Source organism: Undibacterium sp. CCC3.4, assembly GCF_034347425.1.
In the GTDB taxonomy this organism is placed as follows: Bacteria; Pseudomonadota; Gammaproteobacteria; order Burkholderiales; family Burkholderiaceae_D; genus Undibacterium.
The window spans coordinates 1,648,378-1,660,284 of record NZ_CP133779.1; the positions used below are offsets into that span (position 1 = coordinate 1,648,378).

Sequence of the window (11,907 nt, forward strand, 5' to 3'; positions counted from 1 at the left end):
GTTCTCTGTCGTTCAAGATCATTTCAGCTGAATAAAGGAAACGGATTTCGTGGCGGTCTGCTAAAATATGACCACTCATTCCATTTTATGACTCATCAGTCACAAAATATACTACAAAGTTCTATTTTGTGCAGGAAAAATTACCATGCAGATAAAAATACCATTCAAAAAGCAGCAGTTTGATGCGCGCGAAGAGGCCATCATTGATGCAGTCAATCGACTGTTATCAGAAAAAGGCTATGATTTGATGACCATGGATGAAGTGGCCGATGCGGTCGGCATCGCCAAAGGCAGTTTGTACAAACATTTTTCTTCGAAAGAAAAATTGGCCGCTGCGGCACTGACACGTCTGCTCAAAGCGACGCTGAGCGAACTCGACAGCCTGCCGGCGAGTCTGCCGGCGATCGCGCAGATCCGGCATATTCTGGCCTGGTCTTTGCGTTTGCGTTTGCAGGGCGGGGTACCGCATTTGCCCTCGACCAGCTTGGCACTGCAACGCAGCCTCATGCTCAATCTCGACTATGTTCTGGTGGCGCTGCGCGTGAACAAGCGTTTTTATGCCTTGGTGGCAGCGGCCCGCGCGCAGGGTGCGCTGACTCCGCTGGTGCCGGACGATGTGCTGGTCTACACGCTGTACTCGCGCGCCTGTGATCCGACCATGGAATTTCTGTTGCGTGACAAACGCTACACCCACGAACAAATTGTCGAAGCCATGGTGCACGCCACCATAGGCGGTTTTCTCTCAACAGAAGCGCGCGCCAGCGACGCGGCGATTCTGTCGGCCGCTTGATTACTCGGCCAAGGCCTTTTCGACATCGGCCACGAATTTCTTATCATCCGGCGTCGTCACGCTGGAATAAGCCGCCACCACATGACCCTTGCGGTCGATCAGATACTTGTAAAAATTCCATTTCGGCGTGGTTCCGGTTGCCTTGATCAATTCTGCATGCAGCGGGTTGACGGCATCGCCGCGTACCGAGGATTTCGCAAACATCGGGAATTTCACGCCATAGGTATTGAAGCAGAAATCGGCGATTTCCTTGCTGCTGCCTGGTTCTTGTTTGCCGAAATCATTCGAGGGAAAGCCCAGCACGACCAAACCTTTGGCGGCATATTTGGCCGACATTTTTTCCAAGCCCTCATATTGGCCGGTGAAACCGCAGTAACTGGCGGTATTGACCACTAAAGCCACTTTGCCTTGATACTGGCACAAATTTTGGGGCGCATCGTCTTGCAAGCGCTTGAAGGTGTGCTGCAAAATAGCTGGGCAACTGGCTTCGGCCAGTGCGGCACTAGACACGCCGGATAATAGCGCTAAAGCAATAATCGAACGAGAGAGAGATGACATGAAAGGCTCCTGGCAGGTGAGATGCCATGTTAGCGCAGTCGGCCAAAGTTTGCTCGCTGCGTCTGGCAAACGCTTAGCGCTGCCTTTGAGTTTTTTTTGATCAAAAATCTGACAGACATGTCATTTCCCCGTGCTCTCGCCTCGTCATTCCTGCGTCGGCAGGAATCGAGTGGCACGTCAGTGCCTTCAGGGCGGGAGGGTCGATCAAGGGCACTTTTTTTCTGTGAAATGAACACGTCCTGCTGCGCCTGAGCAGCACAGATATAAAAGGCGCGTACGCGCCACTGGATTGCCGCTTGCGCGGCAATGACGAATTGGGCGGCTGGGTGGGCGCGTAATCGACTTGGCCTGCTCTCGCCTCGTCTTTCCTGCGTAGGCAGGAATCCAGTGGCACGTTAGTGCCTTCAGGTTGGGAGGGTCGATCAAGGGCACTTTTTTTCTGTGAAATACTAAAATTGTCGAATTTTTTCACCGATCGACGCGCAAAACTATGCGCGCTAAACACAGGCAAACAAGCCCTGTGGTAGTCGGTGCGACTTCTTGGTCATGGTGTATAAAACGGGTCTTTATATGAAAAAAGCATAAAGTTCTCTGAAAAACTTCGTTTTAAAATATAAAGCCACGATTTACTCTGTAAGCCTTGATTCCTTCATTGACAGGCTTACGATGACCACCCAACACCGTCTCTTCCTTGCTGCCCTTACTTTACTCGGTGCGGTCACCGCGCAGGCTGCTGATATTTCTTTGCTCAACGTTTCCTACGATCCGACGCGCGAACTCTACCTCGACGTCAATCAAGCTTTCGCCAAACAATGGCAAGCGAAAACCGGCGACAAAGTCAGTATCAAACAGTCGCACGGCGGTTCCGGTAAGCAGGCGCGCTCGGTGATCGATGGTCTCGATGCCGATGTGGTCACCTTGGCCCTGGCTTACGATATCGATGCCGTGGCGGAACGCGGCTTGCTCGATAAAAAATGGCAAACGCGCTTGCCAAATAATGCTTCACCATATACCTCGACCATCGTGTTCTTGGTTCGTAAAGGCAATCCGAAAGGCATCAAAGATTGGGCAGATTTGGTCAAGCCCGGCGTTTCTGTCATCACGTCTAACCCTAAGACTTCGGGTGGCGCACGTTGGTCTTATCTGGCGGCTTGGGGCTATGCCTTGAAAGCACCGGGCGGCACACCAGCTACAGCACGCGATTATGTACAAAAACTGTTTAAAAACGTTCCGGTACTCGATTCCGGTGCCCGTGGTGCCACCGTGACGTTCACTGAGCGCGGTATTGGCGATGTCTTGCTGTCATGGGAAAACGAAGCCCATCTCGGCCTCAAGGAATTCGGTGCGGATAAATTTGAAATCGTCACGCCTTCCATCAGTGTATTGGCCGAACCACCAGTGGCCGTGGTCGATAAAGTGGTCGACAAACATGGTACTCGTAAAGTCGCAGAAGCGTATTTGAACTACCTCTACAGCGACGAAGCCCAAGACATTATCGGTAAAAATTTCTATCGTCCTGCCACCGAACGTGCAGCGAAAAAATTTGCCGGCAACTTCCCGAAAATTCAATTGTTTAATGTTGCCGATACCTTCGGCGGCTGGACCAAAGCACAGAAAGATCATTTTTCTGATGGCGGCGTTTTTGATCAAATTTATTTGACCAAGAAATAAATCACCCGGTTATACGAAGAAAGTCAGCATATGTCCATCTTATTACTCTCAGGAAGTCCGGCTGCGGTATCGCGTTCTCACCGCTTGTTACAGCATATCGGCGACAAGTTGCAATTACTCGGTCAGCAATGCGTGAGCTTGCAAGTGCGAGACTTGCCGGCGCAAGCCTTGTTGCATGCGGATTTCAGCAATCTCGAATTGTTAGCGGCGCAACGCCTGCTGGCGCAAGCTGAGGCGATCGTCATCGCCACGCATATTTATAAAGCGTCCTTCAGCGGCTTGCTCAAAACTTTTCTCGATCTGCTGCCGCAGGATGGTTTGGACGGTAAGCTGATTCTGCCTATCGCTACTGGTGGTAGTCAGTCGCATATGTTGGCGCTCGATTACGGCTTGCGACCGGTGTTGGCTACGCTCGCGGCACGCCAAGTTTTGCCGGCGATTTATGCCACCGATGCGGAAGTGGTGTGGAGCGACGAGCACGGCTTGCAATTGGCACAGACGATTGCCGAACGAGTGCAGAAAGGGGTGGTCCAGTTGTTGCAAAATTTGCCATCCAGCGCCACCAACAGCCACGCCAGTGACTATCCGGCCTTAGTCACTTACGCCTGATGCTTCGAAATAAACCATTATCAAGGATGAACATGTCTGCCCCATCAAATAAACCAGCTCGTCGTACTGTCTTGGCGGCTGGTTTGGCCGGCCTCTTGCTGAGCCTGTCCGTGAGTGCGCCGGTGGCGGCGCAAAACAGCGCCAACAAGGGCGTGCTGCGTATCGGCTTCCAGAAATACGGCACTTTAACCATACTCAAAGCCGCCGGCAGTCTCGATCAACGTCTGGCTGCCTCCGGTGTGACCGTGCAGTGGACCGAGTTTCCAGCCGGTCCACAATTACTCGAAGGTCTCAATGTCGGCAGTGTCGACTTCGGCACCACCGGTGAAGCGCCACCAATTTTTGCCCAAGCCGCCGGTGCTGACTTACTGTATGTCAGCCATGAACCAGCCGCACCCGGTGGTGAAGCGATCGTCGTACCGAAAAATTCTCAGCTCAAATCGCTAGCCGATTTGCGCGGCAAAAAAATTGCCCTCAACAAGGGCTCCAACGTCCATTACCTGTTGGTGAAATTATTAGAAAAAGCTGGCATTCCATATCGCGATGTCGAACTGATCTTTCTGCCGCCGGCCGACGCGCGCGCCGCCTTTGAGCGTGGCAGTGTCGATGCTTGGGTGATCTGGGATCCGTTTTTGGCCGCCGCCGAAAAACAACTGGGCGCGCGCATTCTGGCCGACGGCAAAGGTGTGGTCAGCAACCATCAGTTTTATCTGGCCGCGCGCAGCTATGCGCAAAAACACCCTGATGTGTTGCGTATCGTTGAAGAAGAATTGGCCAAAATTGATCAGTGGGCGATCAAAAATCCCCAGCAAGTATCGACCTTGTTGGCAGGCCAAGTTGGTCTCGACACTAGTATTGTGGCCTTGTCGAATTCCCGCTTCGCCTTCGGCGCCACACCACTGTCGGAAGCGGTGATTAACGAGCAGCAGAAAATCGCCGATACCTTCGCTGAATTGAAATTGATCCCGAAGCCGATCAATATTCGTAGCATCGTTTTGTTGCAAAAATAAGAATTGCCTTACCGGAGCACCTCGCATGAGTCTGAATATCTTTTGGTTTATCCCCACCCACGGTGACAGCCGTTATCTCGGCACCAGCCATGGCGCGCGCGAAATCAACTACGATTATTTACGTCAGATCGCCGTCGCGGCCGACACCCAAGGATTTGATGGCGTGTTACTGCCAACCGGACGTTCCTGCGAAGACGCTTGGGTGGTGGCTTCGAGTTTGATGTCGGCCACCACGCGCCTGAAATTTTTGGTAGCGATCCGTCCCGGACTGTCCAGCCCAGGGCTGGCGGTACGCATGGCAGCCACCTTCGATCGCCTCTCGAAAGGGCGCTTGTTAGTCAACATCGTCACCGGTGGTGATCAGGGTGAACTGGAAGCCGATGGGGTCCATGCCGACCATACCGAACGCTATGAAATCACCGATGAATTTCTGCGCATCTGGCGCGCTTCGCTGGCCGGTGAAGGCGGCGCAGCCGGGTTCGATTTCGCAGGCAAGCACTTGCAAGTCAAAGCTGCCAAAACCCTGTATCCACCCGTGCAGAAACCTTACCCGCCGCTGTATTTCGGTGGCTCTTCCGAGCCGGCGCATGAATTGGCGGCCGAACAAGTCGATGTCTACCTGACTTGGGGCGAACCACCGGCAGCGGTCGCAGCCAAGATCGCCGATATGCGTGCCCGTGCAGCCCGTCATGGCCGCACGCTACGCTTTGGCATACGCTTACATGTGATCGTACGTGAAACCAATGCCGAAGCCTGGGCTGCGGCGGAAGACTTGATTCGCTTTGTCGATGATGAAGTGATCGCGCGCGCCCAGCAAGCCTTCGCCAAAATGGATTCGGTCGGCCAGCAGCGCATGACTGCGCTGCATGGTGGCAAACGCGACAAACTCGAAGTGTCGCCGAATTTGTGGGCCGGCGTCGGCTTGGTGCGGGGCGGTGCAGGCACGGCCTTGGTCGGCGATCCGGAAACCGTGGCGGCGCGTATCAAAGAATATGCTGCGCTGGGCATCGATCATTTCATTTTTTCCGGTTACCCGCATTTGGAAGAAGCCTATCGCTTTTCCGAATTGGTGTTTCCACTTATCGGCAAAGCGACGCCGCGTGTCACCAGCAGCCGGACCGGGCCGTTCGGCGAAATTGTCGCCAACAGCATCGCACCGGCCGCGGTGTGAGTTTTTTTACCAGGAGCAGCGCATGATTCCCTTTGTTTCCGAACCCGAGCAATTTGCCGCCACCGGAGCGGGCCCTTTGACACAGCCAGCTTGGTGGCTACAGCGTATGCGTCAGTTTTTTGCAGCGCTGCTGCGTGGCCGCGCGGCCGGCTGGGTATTGCCAGTATTGGCGCTTCTGAGTTGGCAAATAGCGGCGCAATCGGGTTGGCTGTCGAGTCGCATCTTGCCGGAACCATGGGCGGTAGCGCAGGCATGTTGGGCCCTGCTTTTATCGGGGGAAATGTATTTACACGTCAAAACCAGCCTGGGCCGCGCGCTGGCCGGCTTGGCGGTCGGCGGTGGCAGCGGCTTGTTGCTCGGTTTGTTGACTGGCAGTTGGCGCAACGCCGAAGTGCTGCTCGATACCAGCTTGCAAATGCTGCGTAATATTCCGGCGCTGGCCTTGCTGCCGTTGGTCATTCTATGGTTCGGCATCGATGAAAGTGCCAAATTGTTTCTGGTATCGGTAGGCTTGTTTTTTCCGGTTTATCTCAATACCTTTCATGGCATTCGCACCGTCGACCGCGATTTGATCGAAATGGCGCGCAGTTACGGTTTATCGGGTTGGCAGTTGTACCGCAGCGTGATTTTGCCCGGTGCTTTACCCTCGATCTTGGTCGGGGTGCGCTTCGCGCTCGGTTTGGTGTGGGTCTTGTTGATCGTGGCCGAAACCATTTCGGCACGCGCCGGTATCGGCTACATGACCATGAATGCACGCGAGTTTTTACAAACCGATATCGTCATGGTTGGCATTTTGCTCTATGCCTTGCTGGGAAAATTAGCCGACCTTGTCGCACGCGCACTCGAACAGCATTTTTTGCGCTGGCATCCGGCGTACCAAAGAAAGGCCAAGCATGACTGATTATACTGGCGCAGTGTCGCCACAAGCGCGCCGCATCGCCGCGCTCAGAGATGAACTCGATGAGGGTGCCGATGCCAGCGTCAGGGCGGCACCTGGCATGCGCATCAATACGCGCGCGCTGCAAAAATCTTATCGCGCCCGCAAAGTCTTGAAAAGCCTCGATCTGCATATCAATCCGGGCGAATTTGTCGCCGTGGTGGGTCGCAGTGGTTGTGGTAAAAGCACCTTGCTGCGCTTGCTGGCCGGTTTGGAAAAAGCCGACAGCGGCCAGTTGAGCCTGACTGCCAGCGGTGCGGCCACCACGCGCGTGATGTTTCAAGATGCGCGTTTGCTGCCATGGAAAACCGTACAAGAAAATGTCTTGCTCGGCCTCGCTGCCGAGCAGCCGGATCGTGCTGCCCAAAGTATTCTCGCCACCGTCGGGCTGGCTGAACATGCCAACGATTGGCCGGCCACGCTCTCGGGTGGTCAGCGGCAACGGGTGGCGCTGGCGCGCGCGCTCATGCACCAACCGTCCCTGCTCTTGCTGGATGAGCCGCTGGGTGCACTCGATGCCTTGACCCGCATTGAAATGCAAGGCTTGATCGAACAACTGTGGCAACAGCATCAATGGACTGCGGTCTTGGTCACGCATGACGTGCAGGAAGCGATCATGCTGGCCGACCGCGTCATCTTGATCGAAGATGGCCGCGTCGCGCTGGATTTACGCATCGACCTGGCACGCCCACGGCGGCGCACCGACGTCGGCTTTGGCGCACTCGAAGAACAGGTCCTGTCACGGGTGCTGCAAACGGGGCAACAAACTGGACAAGCACGCTATGCCTGAGCATTCGACGCTGAACCAATATTTACGGCGCTTGCAAAAATACCGCGACGCCGACGCGCCTGTCTATCGACGAGCAAGGCCGGGCGCGTGGTCGCTTCTTCAATGCCAGCCTGTCGAGCGCTTTTCAAGCGATACGCAGCGCCGCCGGAGACATCGTCGCGCATCAAGCCTATGCGCGCAGTTATGATCCGGGCGACCAAGGCTTGCATGTCTGGAAATTACTCGAATATGTCGCCGACGATGCCGAATCAGTAGAACTCGATCGGCTTTGCCGGGTACTGCACACGGTGAATTTCTACAGCCAAGCCGGCAGCGCCGGGCATGATCTGTACTTAAGCGTGCATAACCGTTTGCTGGCGGCGGTACAAGGCTTTCACTTCGATGTGCCGGCGGCGGTACTGGCAGAGGCTGTGCCGAGCGCAGTTCTATATGCCGATACGATCTAAGGACATAATTAAAAATTCGTTTTTCATATATACGAAAACTGGCATGATCTGGCTTCTGTGGTTACACCAATCAACAAGGCTAGCATGGCATTGAGCTTCTTTTCCTCGCATCGTCCGGGTAGTACCCGGCGCGTGCTGCCCGGATTTCATCTGGCGCTCGGGTTTACGCTGTTTTATCTCGGACTGATCGTGCTCATTCCGCTGTCAGCGGTATTTTTAAAAACCTTCACCATGAGCTGGCCAGCCTTTTGGGATACCGTCAGCTCCGAGCGTGTGGTGGCTTCGTACCGCCTCAGTTTCGGCGCTTCGTTGCTGGCCGCGTTCATCAACGTGATCTTCGGTGGGATTGTGGCTTGGGTTTTGGTGCGCTATGAATTCCCCGGCAAACGTTTCATCGATGCCTTAGTCGACCTACCGTTCGCTTTACCGACGGCGGTGGCCGGCATTACTTTGGCGACACTGTATGCACCCAATGGCTGGTTAGGGAAGTTGCTCGCGCCATTGGGGATCAAGGTCGCGTTCACGCCGCTCGGTGTGGTAGTGGCCTTGATCTTCATCGGCTTACCCTTCGTGGTACGCACCGTGCAACCGGTGCTGGAAGAAGCAGAAAAGGAACTCGAAGAAGCGGCGCTCAGCCTCGGTGCCAGCCATGCGCAAACCTTTTTGCGCGTGACTCTGCCGACCATTGCGCCAGCCTTGCTGACCGGTTTTGCCTTGGCCTTTGCGCGTGCCACTGGCGAATACGGATCGGTCATCTTCATTGCCGGCAATATGCCGATGATTTCAGAAATTACCCCTTTATTCATGATCACCAAACTCGAACAATATGATTACGCCGGTGCTACCGCGATTGCCGTGGTTATGCTGCTGCTGTCGTTTGCGTTGCTATTGTCGATCAACGGCTTGCAAGCTTGGATGCGTAGTCGTCAGAACAGTGGGAGAGCGGAATGAGCGCCACAACGATACCGACCAACGCCCCTCAGCAGGGCTACCAAGCGGCTAACCCGGCCACGCTGGCACCGGCCTGGGTAAGGTTTTGCCTGATCAGCATCGCCTTGGCTTTCTTGACCTTGTTTTTATTGGTCCCGCTGGCAGCGGTGTTCGCCGAAGCCTTGAAAAAAGGTTGGCAAGTCTATCTCGCGGCGATTGTTGAAGACGACGCGCTGTCAGCGATACGCCTGACCCTGATTGCCGCCGGCATCGCGGTACCACTGAATTTGGTGTTTGGGGTAGCCGCAGCTTGGACCATCGCCAAATTTGAATTTCGTGGCAAGAGTGTCTTGCTGACCCTGATTGATTTGCCGTTTTCGGTCTCGCCGGTGATTTCCGGACTCATTTATGTGCTGCTGTTCGGTGCACAAGGTTGGTTCGGCGATTGGTTGCGTGCGCATGACATCAAGATTCTGTTCGCTGTGCCTGGCATCGTGTTGGCCACTATCTTCGTCACCTTCCCGTTTGTAGCGCGCGAACTGATCCCGCTGATGCAATCGCAGGGTAGCGAAGAAGAGGAAGCCGCCTTGGTACTCGGTGCCTCCGGCTGGCAAACCTTCCGCCGCGTCACCCTGCCAAATATCAAATGGGGCTTGTTATACGGCGTGATTTTATGTAATGCCCGGGCGATGGGTGAATTCGGTGCGGTCTCGGTGGTCTCGGGTCATATCCGTGGTGAAACCAATACCATGCCTTTGCAAGTCGAAATTTTGTATAACGAATACAACTTTGTCGCCGCCTTTGCCGTCGCTTCCCTACTGAGTTTGCTGGCGCTGTTGACGCTGGCACTGAAAACCCTGGTCGAATGGCGCAGCCATACCGCCGTGAACAAGAATTAACCGGAGTCGGACATGAGTATCGCAGTTGAACAATTACATAAACGCTTCGGTCAGTTCACCGCCCTTGATCAGGTTTCCTTAGCCTTTAATGATGGTGAGCTGACCGCCTTGCTCGGACCTTCCGGCTGCGGCAAGACTACTTTGTTACGCATCATCGCCGGATTGGAATTTGCCGACAGCGGCCGCGTACTGCTCGATGGCCAAGATGCCTCGGCTCAGCATGTGCGCGAACGTCAGGTTGGCTTCGTGTTTCAGCATTATGCGCTGTTCAAGCACATGACGATTTTTGAAAACATCGCCTTTGGCTTGCGCGTCAAGCCGCGTCATTTGCGTCCTAACGAAAGCCAGATCAAAGAAAAAGTAGGCCAATTGTTGGAGTTGGTACAGCTTGATTGGTTAGCCGATCGTTATCCGCCGCAATTATCTGGTGGTCAACGTCAGCGCATCGCCTTGGCGCGCGCTCTGGCGGTCGAGCCGCGCGTCTTGCTGCTCGATGAACCGTTCGGCGCGCTTGATGCCAAAGTCCGTAAAGAATTGCGCCGCTGGTTGCGTCGTTTGCATGATGAATTACATGTCACCAGCATCTTCGTTACCCATGATCAGGAAGAAGCCTTGGAAGTCGCCGATCGCATCGTTGTCATGAACCACGGGAAAGTCGAGCAGTGCGGTACCCCGGCCGACGTGTATCAACACCCGGCCACGCCATTTGTGTATGAATTTCTCGGTCATGTGAATTTGTTCAAAGGGCGCGTACATGAAGGGGTACTCGATTCCGATGGCGTTGCCTTTGCCACACCGGCCCATGCCGAAACCCGTGATGCCTTCGGTACCGCTTATGTGCGTCCGCATGAATTCGAGATTGAACGCTATACGTCGGGCGGCGGTGGCATGCCGGCGCAATTACGGCGCGTGCACAGCATCGGCCCGTTGGCGCAACTCGAACTGGTGCGCGACGATAATGGCGATGTCATCGATGCCATGATTTCGAGTGAACGCTATGCTCAGCTCCAACTCAAGGTCGGGGAAACCTTGCTGGTCACGCCTAAGCGTTTGCATGTCTTTGTCGACGCCGCAGAATAATCTCGCGTAGCGAACTTATGCACTTACCGAAAGAGCATCATGAATTTTCAGCAATTACGTTCTATCCGCGAAGCTTCGCGCTGCGGCTTTAACCTCACCGAGGTTGCCAATGTTTTATTTACTTCGCAACCGGGCGTGAGCCGCCAGATTCGTGAACTCGAAGAAGAGCTCGGCGTCGATATTTTTGAACGCAATGGCAAACGCCTGACTGGCCTGACTGCGCCGGGAAGAGGCATCTTGCCTATCGTCGAAAGACTATTGCTGGAAGCGGAAAATCTGCAACAAGCCGGCAATGAATATGCCGATCAAAGCAAGGGTACGCTGACCATCGCCACCACCCATACGCAGGCGCGTTATGTGCTGCCCAAAGTAGTGCAACAGTTTCGCCAAGCCTTCCCCGATGTACGCATCGCCTTACAACAGAGTTCGCCTGATCACATCGCCGAATGGGTGATGTCGGGTAAGGCTGACATCGGCATCGCCACCGAAGGTTTGTCACAGTTTAAAGAATTGGTCTCATTCGCTTGCTACCAATGGCAGCATGTCATCGTCGTGCCGGACGGCCATCCTTTGCTCAATAAAGCCGAGTTAAGCTTGGCCGATTTGTCGAATTACCCGCTCATCACCTATGACGTCGGCTTCACCGGTCGCGGCCATATCGATGCCGCCTTCCGCCGGGAAGACTTACGCACCGACATCGTCCTCACCGCCATGGATTCGGATGTGATTCAACAATACGTCAACCTCGGCCTTGGTGTGGGGATTGTTGCATCAATGGCAATCGAGCCATCGCGCATGCAAGGGCTGCGCACGATTGCGGCCGACCACCTGTTTGCCCCGAACGTAACGCGCTTGGCCGTGCGGCGCGGTGCTTACCTGCGCAGTTACACTTATGACTTCATACGCCAATTTGCCCCAGCTTTGAGTCTGCAAGAAATTGATCAAGCTCTCAAAGAAGGCATCACATCGGAGTAAATTTTCGGCCTCGTGTGACCCCCACGGCTCTCTGTTAGAAT

The 11,907-nt window shown here is 54.6% G+C and carries 14 protein-coding genes; 12 read left to right on the forward strand and 2 right to left on the reverse strand.

The features are described 5' to 3' along the window. Positions 1–145 precede the first annotated feature (145 nt). Positions 146–790 carry a helix-turn-helix domain-containing protein gene (locus RHM61_RS07505; RefSeq protein ID WP_322250506.1) on the forward strand — a complete coding sequence of 215 codons (645 nt, stop codon included), beginning with the start codon at positions 146–148 and terminating at the stop codon, positions 788–790. On the opposite strand, the gene RHM61_RS07510 is transcribed toward RHM61_RS07505, so the two are convergent. After that, positions 791–1,348, reverse strand: coding sequence for a glutathione peroxidase (locus RHM61_RS07510; RefSeq protein WP_322250507.1), 558 nt, complete (start codon positions 1,346–1,348; stop codon positions 791–793). It abuts the gene before it with no gap. Positions 1,349–2,014: 666 nt separating this feature from the next. Here RHM61_RS07510 and RHM61_RS07515 point away from each other — a divergent pair. The 6 genes from RHM61_RS07515 to RHM61_RS07540 all read left to right on the forward strand — a co-directional run bounded on the left by RHM61_RS07515 (position 2,015) and on the right by RHM61_RS07540 (position 7,536). Beyond that, complete coding sequence (locus RHM61_RS07515) at positions 2,015–3,019, forward strand: sulfate ABC transporter substrate-binding protein (protein WP_322250508.1); 1,005 nt, start codon at positions 2,015–2,017, stop codon at positions 3,017–3,019. A gap of 30 nt (positions 3,020–3,049) precedes the next feature. Beyond that, positions 3,050–3,628 (forward strand): NADPH-dependent FMN reductase, encoded by a 579-nt coding sequence (ssuE, locus tag RHM61_RS07520; RefSeq protein ID WP_322250509.1) that lies wholly within the window; start codon positions 3,050–3,052, stop codon positions 3,626–3,628. Positions 3,629–3,654: 26 nt separating this feature from the next. Next, on the forward strand, positions 3,655–4,638 hold the full coding sequence (locus RHM61_RS07525; protein ID WP_416200219.1) for a sulfonate ABC transporter substrate-binding protein: 984 nt from the start codon (positions 3,655–3,657) through the stop codon (positions 4,636–4,638). A 31-nt stretch (positions 4,639–4,669) separates the two neighbouring features. Next, entirely contained in the window at positions 4,670–5,809 is a 1,140-nt protein-coding gene (gene ssuD / locus RHM61_RS07530; RefSeq protein WP_322251060.1) for an FMNH2-dependent alkanesulfonate monooxygenase, read from the forward strand. A gap of 106 nt (positions 5,810–5,915) precedes the next feature. Beyond that, positions 5,916–6,710 carry an aliphatic sulfonate ABC transporter permease SsuC gene (ssuC, locus tag RHM61_RS07535; protein WP_322251061.1) on the forward strand — a complete coding sequence of 265 codons (795 nt, stop codon included), beginning with the start codon at positions 5,916–5,918 and terminating at the stop codon, positions 6,708–6,710. Then, positions 6,703–7,536, forward strand: a complete 834-nt coding sequence (locus RHM61_RS07540) for an ATP-binding cassette domain-containing protein (protein WP_416200220.1) — start codon at positions 6,703–6,705, stop codon at positions 7,534–7,536. Before ssuC ends, RHM61_RS07540 begins: the two co-directional genes overlap by 8 nt. On the opposite strand, the gene RHM61_RS07545 is transcribed toward RHM61_RS07540, so the two are convergent. Beyond that, on the reverse strand, positions 7,527–7,745 hold the full coding sequence (locus RHM61_RS07545) for a hypothetical protein (protein WP_322250511.1): 219 nt from the start codon (positions 7,743–7,745) through the stop codon (positions 7,527–7,529). The two genes, RHM61_RS07540 and RHM61_RS07545, sit on opposite strands and share 10 nt — an antisense overlap. On the opposite strand from RHM61_RS07545, the gene RHM61_RS07550 reads away from it, so the two are divergent. The 5 genes from RHM61_RS07550 to RHM61_RS07570 all read left to right on the forward strand — a co-directional run bounded on the left by RHM61_RS07550 (position 7,740) and on the right by RHM61_RS07570 (position 11,866). Beyond that, positions 7,740–7,982, forward strand: coding sequence for a hypothetical protein (locus RHM61_RS07550; RefSeq protein ID WP_322250512.1), 243 nt, complete (start codon positions 7,740–7,742; stop codon positions 7,980–7,982). The genes RHM61_RS07545 and RHM61_RS07550 overlap by 6 nt on opposite strands. 84 nt (positions 7,983–8,066) lie before the next feature. Next, positions 8,067–8,933 carry a sulfate ABC transporter permease subunit CysT gene (cysT, locus tag RHM61_RS07555; RefSeq protein WP_322250513.1) on the forward strand — a complete coding sequence of 289 codons (867 nt, stop codon included), beginning with the start codon at positions 8,067–8,069 and terminating at the stop codon, positions 8,931–8,933. After that, complete coding sequence (cysW, locus tag RHM61_RS07560; protein WP_322250514.1) at positions 8,930–9,811, forward strand: sulfate ABC transporter permease subunit CysW; 882 nt, start codon at positions 8,930–8,932, stop codon at positions 9,809–9,811. Before cysT ends, cysW begins: the two co-directional genes overlap by 4 nt. A 12-nt stretch (positions 9,812–9,823) precedes the next feature. Continuing rightward, on the forward strand, positions 9,824–10,891 hold the full coding sequence (locus RHM61_RS07565) for a sulfate ABC transporter ATP-binding protein (protein WP_322250515.1): 1,068 nt from the start codon (positions 9,824–9,826) through the stop codon (positions 10,889–10,891). A 39-nt stretch (positions 10,892–10,930) separates the two neighbouring features. Further along, entirely contained in the window at positions 10,931–11,866 is a 936-nt protein-coding gene (locus RHM61_RS07570; protein WP_322250516.1) for a CysB family HTH-type transcriptional regulator, read from the forward strand. The last annotated feature ends 41 nt before the right edge of the window (positions 11,867–11,907 follow it).